The 23,853-nt window shown below is 40.2% G+C and carries 15 protein-coding genes; 14 read left to right on the forward strand and 1 reads right to left on the reverse strand.

Annotated features, from left to right (window positions below):
- The first annotated feature begins 130 nt into the window (after nucleotides 1-130).
- The 3 genes from PZB74_RS11845 to PZB74_RS11855 all read left to right on the forward strand — a co-directional run bounded on the left by PZB74_RS11845 (nucleotide 131) and on the right by PZB74_RS11855 (nucleotide 1,748).
- Nucleotides 131-415, forward strand: coding sequence for a DUF427 domain-containing protein (locus PZB74_RS11845; protein ID WP_302236216.1), 285 nt, complete (start codon nucleotides 131-133; stop codon nucleotides 413-415).
- A 13-nt stretch (nucleotides 416-428) separates the two neighbouring features.
- Complete coding sequence (kdsB, locus tag PZB74_RS11850) at nucleotides 429-1,172, forward strand: 3-deoxy-manno-octulosonate cytidylyltransferase (protein WP_302236219.1); 744 nt, start codon at nucleotides 429-431, stop codon at nucleotides 1,170-1,172.
- 96 nt (nucleotides 1,173-1,268) lie between these two features.
- On the forward strand, nucleotides 1,269-1,748 hold the full coding sequence (locus tag PZB74_RS11855) for a DinB family protein (RefSeq protein ID WP_302236221.1): 480 nt from the start codon (nucleotides 1,269-1,271) through the stop codon (nucleotides 1,746-1,748).
- A gap of 185 nt (nucleotides 1,749-1,933) precedes the next feature.
- Here PZB74_RS11855 and PZB74_RS11860 read toward each other — a convergent pair whose 3' ends face one another.
- Complete coding sequence (locus PZB74_RS11860; protein WP_302236223.1) at nucleotides 1,934-3,301, reverse strand: NAD-dependent succinate-semialdehyde dehydrogenase; 1,368 nt, start codon at nucleotides 3,299-3,301, stop codon at nucleotides 1,934-1,936.
- Nucleotides 3,302-3,469: 168 nt separating this feature from the next.
- Here PZB74_RS11860 and hemE point away from each other — a divergent pair, with 168 nt between their 5' ends.
- The 11 genes from hemE to PZB74_RS11915 all read left to right on the forward strand — a co-directional run bounded on the left by hemE (nucleotide 3,470) and on the right by PZB74_RS11915 (nucleotide 23,797).
- Nucleotides 3,470-4,510, forward strand: a complete 1,041-nt coding sequence (gene hemE / locus PZB74_RS11865) for a uroporphyrinogen decarboxylase (protein WP_302236225.1) — start codon at nucleotides 3,470-3,472, stop codon at nucleotides 4,508-4,510.
- Nucleotides 4,511-4,516: 6 nt separating this feature from the next.
- On the forward strand, nucleotides 4,517-5,545 hold the full coding sequence (locus tag PZB74_RS11870; protein ID WP_302236228.1) for a glycoside hydrolase family 113: 1,029 nt from the start codon (nucleotides 4,517-4,519) through the stop codon (nucleotides 5,543-5,545).
- A gap of 102 nt (nucleotides 5,546-5,647) precedes the next feature.
- The gene (locus PZB74_RS11875) at nucleotides 5,648-5,947 is read left to right on the forward strand and encodes a carboxypeptidase-like regulatory domain-containing protein (protein ID WP_302236230.1); all 300 of its coding nucleotides are present in this window, start codon (nucleotides 5,648-5,650) and stop codon (nucleotides 5,945-5,947) included.
- 560 nt (nucleotides 5,948-6,507) lie between these two features.
- Nucleotides 6,508-9,687, forward strand: coding sequence for a SusC/RagA family TonB-linked outer membrane protein (locus PZB74_RS11880; RefSeq protein WP_302236232.1), 3,180 nt, complete (start codon nucleotides 6,508-6,510; stop codon nucleotides 9,685-9,687).
- Between the two features lie 24 nt (nucleotides 9,688-9,711).
- Complete coding sequence (locus PZB74_RS11885) at nucleotides 9,712-11,226, forward strand: SusD/RagB family nutrient-binding outer membrane lipoprotein (RefSeq protein ID WP_302236234.1); 1,515 nt, start codon at nucleotides 9,712-9,714, stop codon at nucleotides 11,224-11,226.
- Nucleotides 11,227-11,255: 29 nt separating this feature from the next.
- Complete coding sequence (locus tag PZB74_RS11890; protein WP_302236236.1) at nucleotides 11,256-11,606, forward strand: hypothetical protein; 351 nt, start codon at nucleotides 11,256-11,258, stop codon at nucleotides 11,604-11,606.
- A gap of 570 nt (nucleotides 11,607-12,176) precedes the next feature.
- On the forward strand, nucleotides 12,177-15,227 hold the full coding sequence (locus tag PZB74_RS11895; RefSeq protein WP_302236237.1) for a SusC/RagA family TonB-linked outer membrane protein: 3,051 nt from the start codon (nucleotides 12,177-12,179) through the stop codon (nucleotides 15,225-15,227).
- A 12-nt stretch (nucleotides 15,228-15,239) separates the two neighbouring features.
- Nucleotides 15,240-16,685 carry a RagB/SusD family nutrient uptake outer membrane protein gene (locus PZB74_RS11900; RefSeq protein WP_302236239.1) on the forward strand — a complete coding sequence of 482 codons (1,446 nt, stop codon included), beginning with the start codon at nucleotides 15,240-15,242 and terminating at the stop codon, nucleotides 16,683-16,685.
- A gap of 833 nt (nucleotides 16,686-17,518) precedes the next feature.
- On the forward strand, nucleotides 17,519-20,959 hold the full coding sequence (locus tag PZB74_RS11905) for a SusC/RagA family TonB-linked outer membrane protein (RefSeq protein ID WP_302236241.1): 3,441 nt from the start codon (nucleotides 17,519-17,521) through the stop codon (nucleotides 20,957-20,959).
- A gap of 67 nt (nucleotides 20,960-21,026) precedes the next feature.
- Nucleotides 21,027-22,826, forward strand: a complete 1,800-nt coding sequence (locus PZB74_RS11910) for a SusD/RagB family nutrient-binding outer membrane lipoprotein (protein ID WP_302236243.1) — start codon at nucleotides 21,027-21,029, stop codon at nucleotides 22,824-22,826.
- Nucleotides 22,827-22,840: 14 nt separating this feature from the next.
- Nucleotides 22,841-23,797: a hypothetical protein gene (locus PZB74_RS11915; RefSeq protein WP_302236244.1), complete on the forward strand. Its 957-nt coding sequence runs from the start codon at nucleotides 22,841-22,843 to the stop codon at nucleotides 23,795-23,797.
- Nucleotides 23,798-23,853 lie beyond the last annotated feature (56 nt).

The raw sequence follows: 23,853 nt of genomic DNA on the forward strand, positions 1-23,853 counted from the left end.
ATATAGTTTGTAACATGCTTTTGGTATGGCTTTATTGAGACCATGTTTGAGGATAATCGTAAAAAATATCATCTTCAAGTATAAAGCTGTCGTATGATTAAAACGAAAGTTAATTTTTAAAATTCATGCTATGAAAGCTATTTTTAACGGTCAGGTGATAGCCGAAAGTGATCAAACTGAAGTAGTAGAAGGAAATCATTATTTTCCACAAAGCTCTATTCAACAGGAGGCATTTAAAAAAAGTAACACACACACGACCTGCCCCTGGAAAGGAAAGGCATCATATTATCATATTGAAGTAGAGGGTAAGGAGGCAAAAGATGCTGCCTGGTACTATCCAGAGCCCAAAGAAAAAGCACAGCACATTAAGTCATATGTAGCTTTTTACTCAAACAAAGTTCAGATAACGGATTAAACAATATTAAAGATTGAAGATACTAGGAATTATTCCGGCACGACTGGCATCTACTCGTTTTCCTGCCAAAGCATTGGCTGATATTAAAGGAAAAAGTATGGTACAAAGAGTATATGAGCAGACATCAGCTGCCAAAAAGCTAGATAAAGTAGTGGTAGCTACGGATCATGAAGATATCAGAAAACATGTAGAGTCGTTTGGAGGCGAAGTTGTAATGACTTCAGAAGCCCATCCTTCGGGTACTGACCGATGCCGGGAAGCATTAGACCAACAAGACACTGATTACGACTATGTGGTTAATATTCAGGGAGATGAGCCATTTATTGCTCCTGAAACAATAGATGAGCTGGTTGCTCTGCTGGATGGAAAAACACAACTGGCAACATTGGTAAATCAGGTAAAGGAGGCCCCCTTATTATTTAACCCCACAATCATGAAAGTGATGTTTAATAAGAATATGGAGGCTATTTATTTTAGTAGAGAGTGTGTACCGTATTTAAGAGGAGTAGACAAAAGTGAATGGTTGCAGCATCATACCTACTACAAGCATGTTTGCATCTATGCTTATCGTGCTGATATTTTGCGTGAAGTAACTGAGCTTCAGGTATCTAGTCTGGAAAAAGCTGAGTCATTGGAACAATTACGTTGGTTAGAAAATGGCTACCCCATTAAAATTGGAATTACAGAGCATGAAAGCATCAGTATAGATACCCCAGAAGATTTAGAGAGAGCTTTAGATATTATGGGTCTTAATTAATGCAAGATGAAGCCAAGGGCTAAGCATTTCTTAAGTGGGAAGTGCTTGGTTCTTAGTCAATATATTAAGCGGATTTCTACTCACAACTACTCACCTATGCAAGCTTTACAAAACATCTACAAAACAAGGGAAAACTTTATTCGTCTGCTCAATAGCCTGGACGAAGAAGCTATAAACCGTATTCCTTATGGTTTTAACAATAATATTATCTGGAATTTTGGGCATATCATCGTTACACAGCAGCTTATTTGTTACAAGCTCTCTAGTCTGCCAATGTATGTTGATGCGCAAATGGTGGACAGCTATAGGAAAGGCACAAAACCGCAAGGAATAGTTTCTGTTGAGGAAATTGAAACATTTAAGCAAATGGCTTTGAATACAATGGACCAAATGGAGGAAGACCTGAAGCAGAGGCGTTTCCAGCAGTTTCAACCTTATACAGCAGAAACGTTTGGTATCAGGCTAAATAATTTTGAAGAAGCAGTAGGCTTCAATGCAGTTCATGAAGCGATGCACCTGGGGTATGCTTTGGCACTAAACAAGGCTGTGCTAAGAGAGCTACAGCCTAGCTCGTAGTTAGCTGATAAGCATTCAATTACAAAGGCTATAGAATGCTCTGTACTAAGCTTAGAACTAACTTGCTCTAAAGGAAAAATTAAAGTAAAGAGCCGGAGGAGCATAGTCGTCTTTTAGCCACTCAAAAAAAATGGCAATACAGAGTATTTTACCGTATTGCCAGATTTTTAAGTCTTACAGGATAGCTATTTCTCCAGCCAGACTGTTTTTTGGTTAACAAACTCTCTTATTCCCAGGTGAGAAAGTTCTCTACCATAACCAGATTTTTTTACCCCTCCAAAAGGTAGTGCCGGATGCGAAGCAGTCATTTTATTGATATAAACTGCCCCTGATTCTACCTGACGAACAAATCTCTTCCCTTTTTCAATATCCTGCGTCCAGACGCAACCGCCTAATCCGTATGGTGAGTCATTGGCGATAAGTATAGCTTCTTCTTCATCACGAGCTTTGAATACTGTAGCAACTGGTCCAAATAGTTCTTCTTCGTATGCTGGCATTCCACTTTTTAAGTTACCTAATATGGTGGCATTAAAAAAAGCCCCTTCTTTGTCGGGTCGGTCTCCGCCAAGGATAATTTCGGCACCCTTCTCAACCGACTTCTGCACCTGTTCCAATAGCTCTTCTGCCAGATCTTCTCTTGCCATAGGGCCATAGTCTACATCATCTTCGTTAGGGTCTCCCTGTTTTAAGGCACTCATCTTCCTCGTAAATACTTCCATAAACTGTTCATAGGCCTCTTCTACTACTATAAAGCGTTTGGCAGCAATACAGCTTTGTCCGCAGTTAATCATTCTTGCTTTTACTGCAGTAGTAGCCGCTTTTTCTATGTCAGCGTCAGCCAGTACTATAAATGGGTCGCTGCCACCCAACTCCAGCACTGTTTTCTTAAGCTCCTGACCTGCTTTTGCGGCAACTTTACTACCTGCTCCCTCACTTCCGGTGAGCGTGGCTGCTTTAATTCGGGCATCCCCCAGCATGTTGTCTACCTTTTTGCTAGGTATAAGTAAGGACTGAAAGCACCCCTTCGGAAAGCCGGCTTCTCTAAATACTTCTTCCAAAGCAAGAGCGCACTGAGGTACATTAGAAGCATGCTTAAGAATACCTACATTACCGGCCATTAGGTTTGGGGCAGCAAACCTTATAACCTGCCAGAACGGAAAGTTCCAGGGCATTATGGCTAATACTGTTCCTATGGGGTCATAAGCTATATATGCTTCTCCCTGGTCAATTTGTAGGGGTTCATCTGCCAGAAATTTTTCCGCATTATCAGCATAATAGTCACAGCATAGTGCACATTTCTCTACTTCTGCTATAGCCTCCTTTTTTGTTTTGCCCATCTCATCGGTCATAATTTGGGCATATCTATCTTTATTTTTTCTAAGCACCTCGGCAGCTTTGTGCATCAGGCTGCTTCTTTCATTAAATTGGGTTTTTCTCCATTTTCGGTAAGTGCTTTCTGCACTTTGTAATGTGTCTTCTATCTGAGCATCGGTATGGGCTTCAAACTCCTGTAATATCTTGCCGTTAAATGGATTAATGCTTTGTATTGACATAAAAAATTATTTGTAGTTTTTAAAAAATACTAACAATAAGCTAAAGTGTTAGCTTAAGGTGGAAATGTACTAAAAATTGAGTAGACATGCAGGGAGGTAAACTGAGCCTTTTAATCTAAAAATTGGCATAAACTATGTCTGCTCTAGACTTATCTATTAATTTTGAGTATGCAATTAAAAAATGACTTATTACTAAGAACCATTCGTGGTGAAAAAACTGAGCGTACGCCCGTCTGGCTTATGCGCCAGGCAGGTAGAATATTACCAGAATACCGTGCGGTAAGAGAAAAGATGAAGGGTTTTGTAGAGTTAGTAAAAGATCCGGAACGTGCGGCGGAAGTAACCATTCAGCCTGTAGATATACTTGAGGTGGATGCTGCCATCATTTTTTCTGACATACTGGTAATACCGGAAGCGATGGGTTTACCTTATGAGATGGTAGAGAAGAAAGGCCCCTATTTTCCTAAAACGGTGCGTTCAGCTTCAGATATTGACCGCTTAAAAGTAGCAGATATTTCCGGTGACCTGGCTTATACCCCGGAAGCTATAAAAGTAACTAAGCGAGAACTAAATGGCCGTGTACCTCTAATTGGCTTTGCTGGTGCTCCCTGGACTATTTTCGCCTATATGGTAGAAGGTGCAGGAAGTAAAACCTTCTCTCAGCCCAGAGCAATGCTTTATAAAGAGCCGGCCCTTGCGCATCGTCTGCTAGATATGATTACAGAGAGTACAATTGCTTACCTAAAGGCTCAGATAGAGGCTGGTGTTAATTTGGTGCAGGTATTTGACTCCTGGGCAGGTATCTTGTCTACTGAGCAATACAAGGAATTTTCCTTATCTTATATTTCTAAAATTTGTGATGCAATTACAGAAGTACCGGTTACTGTGTTTGCTAAAGGTGCGTTTACCAGTATGCCAGCTATGCAGGATCTAAAATGTGATACGCTGGGTCTGGACTGGAACATGGATGTTCTGGCCATGAGAGAACTGTTCGGAGACCGAAAAGTGCTTCAGGGGAACCTGGATCCTGCTACGCTTTATGCAGATAATGCAGTAATAGAAAAAGAGACCAGGCGTATGCTAGATGAGTTTGGCCCCTATGGTCACATTGCAAATTTAGGCCATGGCGTGTACCCGGACATTAATCCTGATAAAGTTAAGTGCTTTATACAGACAGTGAAGGAGTACAGTGCAGGCATGCGCTCTTAAGCATAGATGTTAAAAAGTATACATACATTTTTACTAATTGCTCTACTTCTGGTAGCTGGGGCTGCCTGCCAGAGTGTTTCACAGGAGTATAGAGGAGATAAAATTGATGGAGTCTGCTTTGTAGCCCCCCGAGACTCCATACCACAGGAAGCTATGCTGGGTGTGCAAACTATAGCCGCTGGCTGGGTAGCTGTGGTACCCTATGCTTTCTCTTACGAAAACGATCCAAAGGTAAACTACGATACTACACGCCAGTGGTGGGGAGAGACAAAAAGAGGTGTGGAGTGGACTATCAGATATGCCAAAGCACTGGGGCTTAAAGTGATGCTTAAACCTCATGTGTGGATACGAAGGCAGGGCTGGCCGGGAGATTTCAATCTAAAATCAGAAGAAGAGTGGCAGCAGTGGGAGGCTTCCTACTCTCAGTATCTAGAGATTATAACCGATATAGCCATAGCCGAAGGTGTAGAACTACTTTGTATAGGTACCGAGTATCGTGTGCCCGCTCGCGAAAGGCCAGAATATTGGGCAAAGCTAGCTCAGCATATCAGAGAGCGGTATAATGGAGAACTTACCTATGCTGCCAACTGGGATAATTTTGAAAATGTGACATTCTGGAACGAACTGGATTACATTGGTATAGATGCTTACTTTCCTATCTCAGAGAAGAGAAATCCCAGCCTGAACGAGTTGCTAGAGGGGTGGAAAGAACCATTTGAAAGCATAGAAGAGATTAAAGATAAATACGGCAAGCCAATCTTGTTTACAGAGTATGGGTACAGAAGTGCTGATTATGCTTCGCGTGGGCATTGGAATGATGAGCAGGAAGACCTAAAAGTAAATGTTACTGCTCAGGAAAGAGCTTATGAAGCTCTTTTTCAGACCTTCTGGACTAAGCCCTGGTTCGCAGGGGGCTTCTTATGGAAGTGGTACCCCTACATAAACAAACAGAGTCGTTGGGAGCGTTGGGAGACAGATTTTACCCCCCAGGAAAAAACTACAGAAGCTATCATTAAAACTTATTATGTCCGATAAATTTGCTTAGCAGGCCTTTTACTTAAAGTTGAACATTTCGGGGATAGTCTCTCTTATCATTAAAAGGACATCTATTTTTTTAATATAAATAAGAGAGAAACCATGAAGAAGATTAGCTTAATTATTTTAGCTGTTCTAGTTATAGGTGCTGTTTTTGCATTTATTCAAGCTCCAGAAGCTACAATAAGTGGTAAAGTAAGCTCTGGTGGCGAGCCTCTACCCGGTGTAGATGTAAGCGTATCAGGAACTAACCAGGGTACTGTTACTAACCTTGAAGGAAAATACAGCTTAGAAGTAGGAAGTAATGCTGACACTTTGATATTTAGCAGCCTGGGGTACCAGACCAAGAAGGTAGCAATAAATGGAAAAAACACGATAAACGTGCAGCTAAGCGAAGAATAGGCTTTTCAAACCATTCTAAATTAAAGCAAATTGGTTACTTTACCTGTTTGCTTTTTTTATTTTTAGACATACCATTATAGATATTTTTATCTAGGTAATTTGGAGTTCCTTTTACCTATATTTTGCAGGCTTTCTTACACTTTTCGTTAGAAAAATTGAATTATGCTATGTGGTAAAAGTTGCTTATTTGACATCTAATTTGCTTTTTCTCACTTTAGGTTTAGCAATACTAAGCCTTAAAAGAGTCAATTATTTCGTTTTAGCTAAAAAGTATAGCTTTTTAATAAGCTTAATTTTCAAGTTGACAATAGTATGTAGCTTGTTTAAGAATTTTTGCAAGTAATAAAATACTAAAAATTGCATATTTGTTTTCAAAAATTTGAAAAGTGTCTAAATTTGAATATTAAGAATATCTTGAATTTTTATGGGTGTCTTAAAAGGAGTTCTGTTTCTACTTTTTTGACTGTGCGGTGTTTTTTTTCACTAAGTAGTCGATGGTTTTTTGCAGCTCCTCTTCTTTACGGATTCAAGTCTAATTTTTACAGATAAATAGAGTAACTATGGGAATCAATTGTACCAATCGTGTCACTATACATGCCCGACGTTTGGCATTCGTAGTGGCATTGTTCTTTTTGTGTGCCTCTGCGCACGCCCAGCAAGTAATTACCGGACAGGTTAGTTCGGTAGAAGGTGAGCCCTTACCAGGGGTTAACGTAATTGTAAAAGGCACCACCCAGGGAACAGTAACCGACCTGGATGGTAACTATCGTATTAATGCATCTGAAAGTGCTGACTCACTTACATTTTCATTTATCGGATTTCAGACACTGGCTGAAGCTATTGGTAACAGAACGACTATTAACGTTCAACTACAACCTGATACTAAGCAGTTATCAGAAGTTGTGGTAACAGCCTTAGGTATTGAGCGTGACGAGCGTGCCTTAGGTTATTCTGTACAAGAGATAGAAGGTGAAGAAATTACTAAAGCCAGAGAGCTAAATGTAGTTAACTCACTTTCTGGACGTATCTCTGGTGTGCAGGTAAGCGGAGCCTCCGGTAATATGGGTGGTTCTTCTCGTATCCTGATCAGAGGTGTAAACTCAGTAGCAGGTAACAACCAGCCTTTATTTGTAGTAGATGGTGTTCCTCTGGACAACTCAAACTTCAACTCTACAGACCAGGCTCGTGGTAGCGGAGGTTATGACTATGGTAACATGGCTCAGGATATTAACCCTGATGACATACAGTCTATCTCTGTTCTTAAGGGTGCCAGTGCTGCTGCTCTATACGGAACACGTGCTGCCAATGGTGTTATTCTGATCACTACAAAAAAAGGGAAAAACCGTAAGGGTATAGGTGTAAGCGTAAACTCAAGCGTTACGCTGGATGAAGTTTACGTATTGCCTAAATACCAAAATGAATACGGCGGCGGTAACGGTCCTTTCACCCAGTTTAATGGTGAAGATGTAGCTTACTTCGCTTTTGACGAAAGCTGGGGCCCCAGACTGGATGGACGCCTGGTTCGCCAGTGGTACAGCTTCTATGAAGGTGACTCTGACTATGGTTTGAGAACCCCCTGGGTAGCTCACCCTAATAACATTGAAGACTTCTTTGATACAGGAGTTACATTAAATAATAATATCTCTTTCTCTGGAGGTAATGATGTAGCTACTTTCAGAGTATCTTACTCTAATGTAAACCAGGACTTTGTTCTGCCTAATAGTGAGCTAAAAAGAAATACCCTGAACTTCTCAGGTTCAGCCAAACTTACTGAAAAGTTTACTGCTTCAGTAACTGGTAACTATGTGAAAAATAGTGCTTTAGGTCGTCCTGGTACTGGTTATGATGGTCTTAACGTGATGCAGCAGTTTAACCAGTGGAGCCAGCGCCAGATGGACATGGACAAGCTGAGAACTTATAAAACATCTGAAGGTATCCAACGTACATGGAACATTACTGGTCCTACCGACCTAACCCCTAAATATTCTGATAACCCTTACTGGACTCGTTACGAAAACTATCAGAATGACGATCGTGAGCGTATATTTGGTAACATTACCCTGAACTACGAATTTACCGATTGGCTGTCATTAACTGGTCGTGTAATGACCGACTTCTATACTGACAGAAGAGAAGAGAGACTAGCGGTAGGTTCTCAGGATATTCCTTCTTACTCTGAAGCAGTAAGAGAAGTAAGTGAAACCAACGCAGACCTGATCCTTACTTTTGACAAAAGGTATGGTACCGACTTCTCACTAAATGCTTTTGTAGGTGGTAACATCAGATATAACTCTTACAACCGTAACGTAGGTACTACACAGGGTGGACTCAACGTGCCTGACTTCTATAACCTGATCAACTCAGTAAGTCCAATACTGGTAGACGATTACTTTGAAGAAAAACAGATCAACAGTGTGTTTGGTAATGCTTCTGTAGGTTTCAGAGACATGTTATTTGTTGACCTGACTTTAAGAAACGACTGGTCATCTACGCTGCCTGCAGGTGATAACTCTTACCTATACCCTTCAGTATCAGGTAGTTTTGTTTTCTCAGAACTAGAACCTTTAGTAAACAGCAACATCCTTTCTTATGGTAAATTAAGAGCAGGTTGGGCACAGGTAGGTAACGATACAGATCCTTATCGTCTGGCGCTTACTTACGCGCCTAAAGAAAGCTTCGGTGCTAACCCTCGCTATTCAGTGCCTAACGCACTTAACAATCCTGAGTTGCTGCCTGAGCGTACCAACTCTTGGGAAATTGGTACTGACATGCGTTTCTTCGGAGATCGTTTGGGCTTAGATGTTACTTACTACAGCTCAGTAAGTACAGACCAGATCTTTACTGTGGATATTTCTGGTTCTACCGGATATAGCTCTCAGATTATTAATGCTGGTGAAGTGACTAACAAAGGGGTAGAGCTTCAGCTAAGAGGTACACCTATTGCTACTAAAAACTTCCAGTGGGATGTAATTGTAAACTGGGCCAGAAACAGAAACGAAGTAGTAGAACTGGCTGAAGGTATCAATACCTATACCTTATCAAGTGCTCCGTTTGCAGTGTCAGTAGTAGCTAGAGAAGGTGAGCCATATGGTGCTATCTTAGGATTTGACTATGTATATGATGGAAATGGTAATAAAGTAATCAATGCTGATGGTACTTATGCTACTACAGACAGACAGGTGCCGCTAGGCAATGCTATGCCTGACTGGACTGGTGGTATCACTAACTCCTTTACTTATAAAGGTATCAATGCCAGCGTATTAATAGATGGTAGAAAAGGTGCCGATATATTCTCTATCTCAAATATGTTTGGAAAGTACAGCGGTATGTACGAAGAAACTGTAGCTAACAACATCAGAGAGTTAGGTGTAGTGGCAGAAGGTGTAGTAAATGTAGGTACTGCTGAAAACCCTCAGTACGAGCCAAATACTACGCGACTTTCAGCTATTAACTACTTCCAGGGATTATACGGTGTAGACGCCGCACACGTTTACGACGGAAGCTTTATTAAACTGCGTGAAGTAACTATAGGCTATACTTTGCCAAATAGTATTATGGAGAATTCACCTTTCAAAAATGTTACGCTTTCATTAGTAGGACGTAACCTGGCAATTCTACATAAAAATATCCCTCATCTGGATCCTGAATCTACTTTGAGCTCTGGAAACGTACAGGGAATAGAAGGTGCCCAGCTGCCTTCACTAAGATCTTGGGGCTTTAACCTTAGCTTTGGTCTTTAATCACGCTTAACTTCAGAAATGACTATGAAAAATATATTAAGTTATATCAAAATATTTGTTCTGGCAGGCCTTATTGTAACAATAAGCGCTTGTGAGGACTTTGAGGAGCTAAACACTAACCCTAACCAGCCGCCGGTAGTACCTACTACCGCGCTGCTTTCTTCAGCGCAGAAGCAGTTGATGGATCACATCTGGGATGAGTGGCATAATGGGCGTTTCGGCATGCTCTACGCTCAATACTGGTCTGCCAATGAGTATACAGACGAAAGCAGATACCAACTAAGACAGAACATTAACAATAACTACTGGCTTTACTATTATGCTGGTCGTGATGCTGCTATGACAGGTGACCCTAATGGGGGAGGTATCAGAGACTTACAGGAAATTATTCGCCTTAATGAAGAAACTCCTGAAGACTTTTCTGCATATGGTGACACTAATAACCAGATCGCTGTTGCTAAAATCATGAAAGCCTGGATGTTCCAGATTATCACTGATATTTGGGGTGATGTACCGTATACTGAAGCCCTACAGGGAGCAGATCAGGTAGCACCAGCTTATACTCCTCAGGAGGAAATCTACAAAGATCTTCTTGTAGAGTTAACTGAAGCCAGTGATATGATTGATGTAAATGGTGCGGGTTTCACTAGTGGAGACCTAATTTATGAAGGGGATATGGCAAAGTGGAAGAAGTTTGCTAATTCTCTAAAGATGAGAGTTGCCATCCGCATGGCAGATGTAGAGCCAGCTTTGGCTGAAACTGCAATTACTGAAGCTCTTGCAGCAGGAGTATTTGAAGGTAATGCAGACAATGCTTTATTAAGATATGCTACTTCTGTACCAAATAATAACCCCCTGAACGAAGACAGAAAAACAAGAGCAGACTTTGCAGCGAGTGAACCATTAGTAGATTTACTTAAAAAGTACAATGATCCGCGTCTTGACTACTACGCAGCTCCAAATGCTAGCGGTGAGTACGTTGGTTTAACTTACGGCTTATCACAATCTCAGGCAGGTGCTATTCCTAATAGTGCTGTGTCTCAGCCAAGTGAGGTAGTGCTAAGTGCTGAGTCTCCTGGTGTTTATATGGATTATGCTGAGGTACTTTTTATCCTTTCAGAGGCTGCTGCCCGTGGCTTTATCGGTAATGATCCCGCAGACTACTATAATCAGGCTATTGAGGCCTCTATGGAGTATTGGTCAGGTCTTGCTGGTGAAACTATAGAAACAGAGGTCATTGAAGACTATTATACTAATGTAGTTCCTTTTGACGAAAACAACTGGAGACAGTCTATCGGTGAGCAGAAATGGCTGGCGCTATATATGCAGGGCATTCAGGGCTGGACAGAATGGAGAAGACTTGATTTTACTGGCGTATTAACTCCTCCTGCGGCCGGACCATTAGTAGGTACTGGAATTCCTCTTCGTGTAACTTATCCTGTAGATGAGCAAAACCTAAACAGTGCCAGCTATGATGAGGCTGTTGCTCGTCAGGGAGCAGATGCACTAAACACCCCCGTATGGTGGGATGTGAATTAATCATTAGCTAAAATAAAATTCATTAGAAAATGAAAGTATATAATATATTAACAGCTCTTATACTTTGTCTTTCGTTTGTATTTACCGCTTGCGATGAAGATGGAGAAGAAAGCATCTCATGGAAACCGGGCGACTCTTTAATAATCAACGGTGCAGCTGAAGTTGAAGCCGGTACGACTGGAGAACCCTACTATGTAGAAGGTTTTACCATTAACAAAGAGTATACATGGTCAGTAGATGGTAATGCCGTAAATGCTTCTCGTGAAGGGGAGTTTATCTATGTAGATTTTCCTACTGTTGGTACGCACCTTATTAAAGTATCAAACGGAGAATATGAAGGAGAACTTACAGTATCGGTAGTTGAACCTGAAGAGGAATAACAGACTGTTTATCACTAAATTTTGAGAAAGCCCCTACATTCGGTGTAGGGGCTTTTTTTTGTCTTTGTACCGACAAAAATCAAAAAACCTGCCTTCCATAGAGAACTTTATGTAAAAACAAAAGTTAAAGGTTTGATTTTGTTAGAAGTAAAATACTACATTTCATATATTGATAAGAGTAGCATAAGTCTCAAATTTCAATACTGCGAAAAAAAACCTTTATAAATATCAAAATCATGATATTGTATTTGTTTTGATATTTTGCTTTGAATAATTAATAAATATTGATTGCATTTATGTTATTATTATAAATCCAATATTCTGCATGCATACTTGTTTTTTTCATTGATATGTATATGTTTGCAAATCTTTTATATAAATACCTAACATCTATATCTTCATTTGTCTAGATAAAATGGACTTACAATAATCTACTATTTATAGTAAAACAACATATAAAATACTGTTCAAAAGTAAACGCTCAGCTCCTAAAAGACAGCAGGTGTAATAAGTGGTAAAAAGAGTTGAGTTTATGGGTTAGCATTTTCTTTCAACATAAATCATACATATATGCGTGTAAACTTTACAAACTGCTTATCATTAGGCAGGGCAGCCTGGGTAAAACTAGGTTTGAGCAGCCTAATGATTGTTTTGTTTTGCTTTACCAGCGTACAGGCTCAAAACCGTACAGTGTCTGGTAAAGTCACATCTGCTGAAAGCGGAGAATCCCTTCCGGGAGTAAATGTTATTGTAAAAGGCACTACTGTAGGTACAGTTACCGATATAGATGGTAATTACAAACTAAATGTTCCTCAGGATGCCAGTACATTAGTCTTTTCTTTTATTGGACTAGCTGAGCGTGAAGTTGCGATTGGCGATCGTTCTTCCATCAATATAGAGATGAACGAAGACGCACAACAGCTAAGCGAGGTAGTGGTACAAGCTTACGGAGCAAAATCTGAAAAACTGAACGTACAGCAGATTGAAACTGTAAATGCAGATAACTTCAGAGACTTTCCGGTTGTAAGTCCTCAGGAGCTGCTTCAAGGGCAGGCAAGTGGTATTCAAGTAACTGGTTCGTCTGGAGTTATCGGTACTTCACAGAACGTAAGAATTAGAGGAGTAGCCTCTATCAATGCTGGTACCCAGCCTCTATATGTTTTGGATGGTGTTCCTTTGAATGATGCATCTGGTGGAGCAGAAGGCTACTCTGATGAAGCAGGAGGATCTGCCCTGAACCCTATTTTCAACTTAAATCCTAATGATATTGAATCAATGACAGTGCTGAAAGATGCTTCAGCCACTGCTCTTTATGGTTCCAGAGGAGCTAATGGTGTAGTATTAATTACCACCAAAAAAGGCTCAGCGGGTCAGAAAACACAATTCTCATTTGATTATTTTACAGGTTGGTCAGAGCCAACAGTTTTAAAAGATGTTTTAAGTGCTGATGAGTGGAGACAGTTTCGTTCAGATTACTTAACAGCCAGGGGAACACCTACAGAACCTAGTAGTTTGCCACAAACAGGGTACAACTGGTTAGATGGTGTAACACAAACTGGTAGAACAAATTCATACTCACTTTCAGCAAGAGGTGGTACTGATAAAACAACTTTTTATGTAGGAGGTACTTATTTTAACTCTAGTTCTTATCAGATTGGAAACGATGTTGATAAAATTAATGGCCGTCTTAATCTGACGCACGAAGCTACAGATAAAGTACGTTTTGGATTAAATTTAGGCCTTTCAAGTCTTACTAATGATAGGTTCTTTCAGGAAAACTCTACTGGGTCTCCATTGACCGTAGGTTACTTACAATTGCCATATCTTGAACCATATGATGCGGATGGTAACTTTCAAGATGTAGGATTTGATAATCCTCTAGCTTCTCAGGCTCTTAACACCTTCGAGTTTGTGTCTCAGAGAACTACCGGAAACGTATATGCAGAGTTTGAACCCATTGAAAGATTAATATTACGTACAGACTGGGGTATTGACAATGTGTTGACTGAAACAAAAACCAGAACTGTTGACTTATTCTTATCAGGTGGTTCTGCAGGGCGTGAAATTATTCAGGATGATAAATGGGTTTCTACCAATACTGCTTCTTATTCTTTCGATCTTGAAGACAATATGTTCACGGTTCTAGGTGGTTTTAGCTATGAAACTTCTGTAAGAGACGACATAGAGGTAGGATCTCAAGGCTTCATTTCAGATGCGCTTCCAAATGTAGTTTCAGGAGCCACTCCAACTACAACTGAGGCTACCGGAACAGAATGGTCGCTTTACTCTCTTTTTGGAAGATTAAACTATAACTATAGCAATCGTTATATTTTGGAAGGTAATATCAGGAGAGATGGCTCATCTCGTTTTGGAGCTAACAATAGATATGGGGTATTCTGGGCGGTTTCAGGTGGTTGGTTAATCAGTGAAGAGTCTTTTTTTCCTGAAAACAGTGCTGTTAATTTCTTGAAGTTGACTTCTAGCTATGGTATTTCTGGAAATGATAGAATTGATAACTTTGCTTCATTAGGTTTATACGGTGCTGGACGTGATTACAATGGTTATCCAGGCTTAGAAGCTGCGCAGCCAGCTAATCCTGATTTGACTTGGGAGGAAACTTCACAATTAGACGTTAGTTTAAGTGCTCATTTTCTGGATAGCCGATTAAGATTAGATGCGAGCTGGTATAACAAAGTGACTACTGATCTCTTATTAGATGTGCCTATTTTAACCACCACAGGTTTTACATCACGTACAGAAAATGCGGGTGAGCTTTTAAACAGAGGTATAGATATTAATCTTGCTGCTGATATTATAGAAGGGCCTGATTTTAGATGGACTGCTCAAGCAAATATTGGCTTTCTACATAATGAAGTTCTTGAATTACCGGGTGCTTCTGTAGACCCATTTGGAAATCAGTTTGTGAGTCAAGCTGCTTTTGGTTCACAAAGAGCTGTAGTGGGATCTAACGTTAACGAATTCTTTATCATCAGATACAATGGTATTAACCCCCAGACTGGTGACCCTGAATGGTTAAATCGTGATGGTGAACCTACAAACTCTCCAACTTCTGATGATAGAGTATATGTAGGTTCGGCGCTTCCTTCATTCTCAGGTGGTATTACTAATGCTTTTCAGTACAAAGGATTAGAGCTTCGTATATTCGCTAACTTTGTATCTGGTAGCAAATCGTATGTGAGTGACAATGAATTTTCTTATAATATTGCTGCTAGCGGAGCATTCAATATGTCAGGTGATGTGCTAGATTACTGGACAACTGTTGGGGAAAATGCCACAGTTCCTGCATTAAGAAGCGACTATATAGCTGATTTTAATAGAGAATCTACTCTCCATCTATTTGATGCCAGTTATTTAAGAATCAAAAATATCAGACTTTCTTATAATATTCCAAACAACCTGCTAGAGTCATCAAATTTCTTTGATAGGGCGGTGGTTTACGTACAGGCACAAAATGCTTTCACTTTATTTAGCGATTTGAAAGAAGCAGGAATAGATCCTGAAGTTAATAATGGTGGTACAGACACATCTGCTCAAGGAGAAACATTTTTTACTTCTCCTCAGGCAAGAACCATTACAGTAGGTGTTTCTTTAGGATTTTAAAAACGCAAAAAGATGAAAAAACTATTCATTATAGCTTTAACAGCATTAACGATTACTGCATGTAACGATGAGCTGGAACTATCCCCTCAGCAGTCTCTTTCAGATGAGCTGGCATTTTCTGATGCTTTGGCTGCTGAAGGTGTATTGATTGGAGCCTACAATCTTCTGCAGGATATTCATGTGTTTGGTTCTCAGCCACAAGTAGTAGCAGATTATCAGACCGACAATGTCAATTTTGTGGGATCATTTACAACTTTGCAGCAAATCAACAACTATAGTGTAAATGCAGATAATGGAACTGTAAGTGAAGTGTGGCAAGACCACTATGAAGCAATATTAGCAGCTAATGCTGTGATTGCTAATGTTCCAGGTATTGAGGATCCTGCACTCACCGATGATTTGAAAAACCAACTTGTAGGTGAGGCTACTTTTATAAGAGCATTATGTTACTTTAACTTAGTAAATTACTACGCTCAACCTTATCAAGTAGCGAATGGAGCAAACCTAGCTGTACCTTTAGTTCTAGAGCCATTTACTGGTGAAGTAATTTTGTATGAAAGATCAAGCTTGGAAGCAGTACATCAACAGATTATTACGGACCTTAACCAGGTGAGAGAGCTTCTACCTGCTAAAATAGAGCAGGGTAGAGCTTCTAGCACAGCTGCAACAGCGCTTCTTTCAAGATTGCGTTTGTACCGTGGCGAGTGGGAGCAGGCAGCTAGCCTTGCCAATGAAGTAATTGGTACAGAAGGCTATGCTCTTGCAACTGATTATTCATTTTACAATTCAGTAAGTGTAGAACATATTTTTACGATCGAGAATACTGAAATAGATTTTGAAAATCAATCTGATGAGGAAAGTGGTTCTGGTTCATGGGATAGTTATTATGAGCCTAATAATCAGGGAGGAAGAGGAGACGCTCCATTTTCATCAGATTTAATGAGTGCATTTGAAGAAGAGAGCGGAGACTTGAGGTATCAGCTTAAAGAAAAGGGAACTACGTTTAGCGGTGATTCTGCCATATTTACTACCAAATACGATGATGGTGCATTAAACAGTAGTGACCCTTCAATAATTAGAGTGTCAGAGATGGTGTTAAACAGGGCTGAGGCTCTGGCTGAGCTAAATGGTATCAATCAGGAGTCTATTGATCTCATGAATCTAGTAAGGGAAAGAGCTGGTCTAACGGCGTGGAACCTTACTACTTTTGATAGTAAGGATGCGCTTCTTGAAGCTATAGCGGTTGAGAGAAGAAAAGAACTTTGCTTTGAAGGACACCGCAGAATGGATCTTTTAAGAAGAGGTCTTCCTTTAAGAACTGAGGAATCAATTCCTGAGTCGGCGGCCCCCATTGGCGCAGGAATAGGTGTGAAGGCTGGCGATAATAATGCTATATTCCCCATACCTCAACGTGAAAGAGATCTTAATCCGGATCTTGAGCAAAATCCTGGGTTCTAAATATTAACAATCAGACGTTGATAAGGCACCTCATACTTAAAGTATGAGGTGTTTTTTTTTTTTTGGTGTGATCAATGGGTCGTTTTAAATTTTGTGCCTCAATTTTTTATTTTTCGTTCTGCTGACCTATTTCTAATTATACTCTGAAATTAGATAATAGAGGGGCTCTCCATTAATTCTGACATACAAGATCTATGCTTGCCTGTACTTCTGCAATATATACAGTTGTTCCCTTCAATAACTCTCAATACATAGTAATTTAATAAGTATATATAACTAATTTGTTTGGTTATATTTTTTAGCTTATTATTAAAAGCAGAAATGTAATAAAATGATCTTACCTACAATTAAATCATAATTTTAGTCAGAAGAAAAGTAAAGATTTCAAAGTCCAAAAAGGTTTAACAAATTATATATTTATTAAAATTATAGTTAAATTAAAAAGTGTTAAAAATAACTTTAATAAAAACCATAATTTTTAAAATTTATTAAAGTGCTCTTCTCTGCTTTCAGTCTTTAAAAAAGAGGGTAATATTTAGTTTATTTTTATATATAGAGATAATGCAACGTTATTATTTTACTATATGCTCAAATATTAAAATATAATACTAAAATATGCTTTATTTATAATTGAAAATTAATATTTAACATTTACATTTACAGCTGACTAAGATTTCTTATGTAAGCTTAGTGGGTTTTGCGTTAAATATTAGTAAAATGAAGTGTTTATCCATTAAGTATATTATTCTAACCTGACTAAGTATTAATGAAGTCAGGTATTATATCCTTTTAATCCTAAGTGGTATGTTTAATTTTAACTTAACTGTAGTTTTATGAGAGGTAATTTTACACAACTATCCCTTGCGGGAAACCTCTTTAGTAAGTTAGGGTTTTTGCTTCTGGCATGCTTACTCGTGCAAAATGTATATGCACAAAGTAATGTCATTAGCGGAACAGTAACTTCTGCTGAAGACGGCACTCCATTACCGGGTGTCAACGTAATTGTAAAAGGTACCAGCGAAGGTACTATCACCAACATTGAAGGGAAATATTCCCTCAAGGTTTCAGATCAGGCTGAAGTTCTGGTTTTTTCTTTTATAGGTCTTACCAGCGAAGAAGTTGCCATTGGCAACCAGCAGACGATCAACGTAACGATGATGGAAGATATCCAGTCACTTTCCGAAGTAGTAGTTACAGCGATTGGTATTGAGCGGGAGAAAAAAGCTCTTGGCTATTCGGTGGCCAGCGTAAGCAGTGAGAAAATCTCCCAGGTATCTGAGCCAGATCCCTTGAGAGCTGTACAGGGTAAACTTCCCGGAGTAAATATTACCGGTGGTGGTGGAGCTCCCGGACAGTCTACCAAGATCAATATTAGAGGTATTTCATCACTTACAGGTAATACCCAACCCCTATTTGTTGTTGATGGTATTCCTTTTGACAACTCAACGAATGCCTTTGACCCTACCGATCCCGGAGCTAGTGCTGCGCAGGATAACTCAGCATTCTCCAACCGTGCATTTGACCTTGACCCTAACAACATAGAGTCTATGACTGTACTAAAAGGTGCAGCCGCAGCGGCTTTGTACGGCTCCAGGGCAACAAACGGTGTAGTAGTAATTACTACCAAGGCTGCTAAAAAGAACTCTAAGAAAGGTCTGGAAGTAACTTATAGTGGTTCATACAATGTAGAGCAGGTTTCTAATCTGCCAGATTATCAGGACGTATACTCTCAGGGATCTAACCAGTTGTATAACGCAGGTTTCATCGGTAACTGGGGTGCTCCTTTTCCTGAGCATGTAGATCGCTTAAACCAGCAGTATGGTACTAATTATTCGCAAATAATATATGGTGGAGAAACTGCCGAGGATGGTACCGTAATTGTTCCCGCCACACCTGCCGGATATATTCCTCATCCTTTAGTAATGACATCAGTAGGTAGAAGTGAAAGATATGATTTGCTCTTTCCTGAACTGGTAAAAGGATATATCGTAGATGGAGGGTTTGTGACTGATCCTAACGATCCGCTTTGGGGGACAGGTACGCCAGTGGGTGTAGATGTGCCTTTTCAGCCTTATGATATTGTAGGAGGTTTCTTTGATGAAGGCCGCGTATTTGAAAATAGTATTAATATTACTTCTGGTGGAGAAAAATCAAGCCTTACCGGTGGTTTCTCTCACATGAGCAACAAAGGTATAGTACCTAATTCAGAGGCTACCAGAAGCAGCCTAAACTTTGGAGGTAACGGACAGTTAGACAACGGACTTTTTCTTTCAGGAAATGTAACCTATGTAAACACAACGCAGGAAACTCCGCAGTCTGGTGGTAGCTTCTACGCTGATTACACCACAGCTACTTCTACTTCGTTGTTTCAGCGCCTGTACTACCTGCCACGTAACTATAACCTGAACGGCTACCCTTATGAAAGTCCGATAGATGGTTCTAATGTTTTTTACCGCGCATTGGATAACCCCCTATGGATTGCCAAGTATAACAAATACAGAAGTGATGTAAACCGTATTTATGGTAACATGACACTTTCTTACGACATTGGAGAATGGCTTAACTTAACTGCTAAAGGAGGAATAAACACATATAATGATGCGCGTAAAGATATCGTAAGAAGTGGTGGTGCTTCTCTTCCTGCAGGAAGAATTTACACAGAAGATGTATCTTATACTGAGCAGGATTATAACGTTATTGCTACGGTAACAAAAGATATTAATGAGTCTTTTGCTTTTAGAGGTATAGTAGGTTTCAACCTTAACCAAAGAGAGAGAAGTCGTAGAAAAGTGACCGGCTCAGGAATTATATCAGATGGTCTGGATGGACTTTATAATACTGACGCAACGACACAAACGACCGTAAACTGGGATTTTAGCTCACTTCGTCGTTATTATGCTGCCTACACAGATTTGCAGTTCTCTTACAACGATTATCTGTACTTAAACGTAGTTGGGCGTAACGACTGGTCTTCTACCTTGCCTCCCGGAAGTAACAGCTACTTCTATCCTGGTGTAAGTGCATCTTTAATTGTTACTGATGCATTTGATATCGGGGGCAACATCCTGAATTTTGCTAAAATAAGAGCAGCGAGATCTCAGGTTGGTAATGAGCCAGATCCTTATCTGACAGCTACTTACTTTAATATTCTACAGCCTCTTACTGTTGGTTCTAACGACTACAACAGAGCTTCATTACAAAATACACTAGGCAATGTAAATCTGAAGCCAGAGTTTACCACTGAAACGGAAGTGGGCTTAGAAGCTCAATTATTTCAGGGCCGTATAGGTTTAGATCTTACCTGGTTCAACAGATCTTCTACTGATCAGATTGCACGTGCCAAGCTACCTGTTACCAGTGGTTTTGATACTGAGTGGGTAAACATTGGTGAACTGCAAAATAAAGGTTGGGAGATAGGTTTAGACCTTACGCCAGTTAAAACCAGCAGCGGCTTTACCTGGAACATCTACTCTGCATTTACCAAAATTGAAACCAAAGTAGTAGATGCTGGTCCTGCGGGAGAAATATTCGTTGGTGGTCCTCTTTCTACACTGGGTACCATACATAGAGAAGGTCTGCCTTACGGACAAATCTATGGAAGTATTAACGCCAGAGATGATGAAGGCAACCTGCTTATCAATAAAGATTCTGGTTTGCCGTTCCCTCTACCTACTAATGATGTCATTGGCGATCCTAATCCTGACTTCCTTTTAGGTATCACCAATACTTTTACCTTCAAAGGCATTACGTTGAGAGCACTTCTAGACTGGAAACAGGGAGGAGATATCTACTCAGCTACCGCCGCATCTCTGCTTCTTAGAGGGCAGCTGCAAATTTCCGAAGATCGTGAAGGTTTGAGAGTAATGCCTGGCGTATACGGTGATCCTCAAACATTTGAGCCAGTACTTGACGAAAATGGTGAAAAAATAGTTAACACAACTCCGGTAACTGCATTTGACTACCACTTTACCAATGGTTTTGGTGCATACGGTCAGGATGAAGTGAACGTCTACGATGGTACTACAATTCGCCTGCGAGAAGTTGGCTTGGGCTATACATTACCGACCAATGTACTGGAGAAGACTCCTTTTGGCTCAGTAAGAGTCATGTTTACCGGACGTAACCTCTGGTTCAAAGCGCCTAACTTCCTGGAAGGTCTCAACTTTGACCCCGAAGTACTGGCTGAGCCAGCTGGTTCTAACGTGCAGGGATTTGACTATGGCGCTTTCCCTACTACCAAACGTTATGGGGTTAACCTAACGGTAACTTTCTAAAAATATCTGCATAATCAGGGCAGTAAGATTACTGCCACCTATGTAAAACATTAAGTAAATTTTCTCTATGAAAATTAATCATATAAAATATTCAATGCTGTTGATGCTATCCTTATGGATCAGTAGCTGCGAGCTAACTGACCTGGACATCAACGAGGATCCTAACAATCCTACTGAGGCGGCTCCAAACCTTTTGTTATCAAACATTTTGCTAACAGGGTCTGAGATATTTGCAGAAGACCTTAACTCTAATATGCACAGCTTTGTAGGTATACTGGCGGAGCAAGGTGATGATGGTTTTGATCTTACCAACAATACCTACAACTTAGATTGGCAAGAGCTTTTCTATGATCCGCTTAAAGATGTACAGGCGCTCATTGATATAGCCGAAGAGCAGGGCAATAACCCATACTATCTGGGTATAGGTCAGTTGCTAAAAGCGTACTACTATAGCTTGATGGTAGAACTTTGGGGAGATATTCCTTACACCGAAGCCCTTAAAGCAGACAGTGAGGAAGTAATTAAGTACCCAAAATACGATGATGATGCTGCTATCTATCAGGATCTTTTGGCCCTGATTGATGAGGCTATTGCCAACCTGCAACAGAATAGTGTGGTAGCAGTAACCGGAGATCCAATTTATAATGGAGATGTAAGCCAATGGATTAAAATGGGTAAATCTCTAAAACTCCGTATGCTAATCAACACGCGCCTGGTACAAGACAATAGCGCGGCTATCACGGCGCTTATTGATGAGAATGACCTTATTCTGAGCGGTTCAGATGATTTTACGTTCCAGTTTAGTAGTATCAATAACCCTGAAAACGAAAACAGGCACCCCTGGTATGTTGATGGTTACACAACCAGTGCATACAACTTTACTTATCTGGGCCACCAGTTTATGGTAGAAATGCTTGACTTTGAGGATCCTCGCCGTCCTTTTTACATCAAACGTCAGACCACTACCATACTGGATCAGAATGATGCCTCTGACCGTCAGACGACACCCTGCTCTCAGATCACGGGTTGTACGTACGCATATTTGGTGCTAAACCCTGCCATGATTGAACGCCTTTATTCAGATAAGGGAAAGGCCTTTGATGCAGATGCGGAAGCATTCCTTGCTGGTATATTTGGTCGTGATCGGTCAGACCCATCGGGTATTCCTTTAGATGGTGCTATACGTTCTGCTATCGGTGTGTACCCTGCTGCTGGCTTATTTGACGATAAACCAGAAAGTGCTTCAGGTAATGCCGGAACAGGTGCCGGGTTGTTTCCTATGATTACTAGTGAGATGGTTAAATTTTATAAAATGGAAGCTATCTTAACCGGAAACTATGCGGGTACAGAAGCTGATGTACGTGAAATGCTGGAAGATGTAATCAGAGAGCATATTGATAAAGTTGTTGCGTTTGGGAGAGAGAACGACCCTTCCGGAGTACCTGATGAAGGTGAAAATATAGATGAGTATATTGGAAAACCACTGGGTGACTACACATTAACTACGGAGAATGCTGACGGTGAGGAAATAACCACTAATGAGACCGGGGCAATTAATAATTATGTAAACCTTTGGTTAGCCCGCTATGACCAGGCCCCTACAACCAATGCGAAATTGAATGTAGTATTGAAGCAAGCTTGGTTTACCAACTTTGGTAATGGTTTTGAAATCTACAATGCATACCGTAGAACAGGTTTTCCTAACGACCTGCAAATCCCAATTCAGCCTCGCCGTGACTTTGCGCTAAGATTACCTTATGCGCAGGATGACCTTAACTTTAACCAAAGTGTGACAGCTGAACAAAAGGATATAGCCTTTGACCGTGATAAAATCTTTTTGGATGAAGTAGATGGTGAAGGTGAATAATTAACATGACTACTATGAAAAAATATCCCATATTATATTTTACAATGGTTTTGGCAGGCTTGTTAATGCTTAGCACCGCCTGCGAAGACGAAGATTTAAATCCATACATTGAGCCTCTTTCAGGGGTTCATGCTTATGGACAATTTGCTGAAGACTCTCCCACAAATTTTATCAAAGGGGAATCTTCGGAAGATCTTAACATTAACTTGCAGTGGATCTCAATAGATGGAGAACTGGAAGTAGATAAAATTGATGTATTTGTGCTATTCAATGAAAATTACGTTGACATAGACAGAAACCCTCTTGTTGCTGCTCATGGTGGTGAAGAAGGTAAGTTTTACATGAGCATAGAAGGTAGTGAGATACCTGCTAACCGTGAGAATACTACAATCTCAATTTCGCAAGAAGATGTTTTTGAGCTTTACAAAGAAGCTACATTTGACTATGACGATGATGGTAATGCAGAGTCAGTATTCAGTAATGAATTTAAACCTAGCAGGACGGATAACACCCCCTTTATTTCAGGAGATAACTTTTCTATTCGTTGGATTCTTTATACTACTGATGGTCTTGTGTTTGACTCATGGTCACCTTCTGTTTGTACTGAGTTACCTGGAGCTAACTGTGAAGTAAGCTGGATACTGGAGTGTGGGCAGATTATTAAAGAGCCTGCTCAGGACTATACTATATCTATGGCAGATTCTTATGGCGATGGATGGAATGGAGCAGCAATAAACGTAGTTATTGATGATGTAACCACATCTTATACACTTGATGCTGGCTCTTCAGGAACAACTGTAGTAACCGTACCCGAAGGTACTACCAGTCTGGCTTTTGAGTTTGTTTCAGGAGACTATGACTCTGAAGTTACCTATAGCATTACTACAGAGAAGGGCAATACAATTGCCTCTGGTGGTCCTGCACCGCCTGCTGGTAAGATTACCCTGGATTTATGTACAGAAAATGAATAGTATCACTTCAACTAACTAAAAGGTGCCTTAGGGCACCTTTTTTTGTTTACAATAAA

The sequence above is a fragment of the Porifericola rhodea genome (assembly GCF_030506305.1).
In the GTDB taxonomy this organism is placed as follows: Bacteria; Bacteroidota; Bacteroidia; order Cytophagales; family Cyclobacteriaceae; genus Catalinimonas; species Catalinimonas rhodea.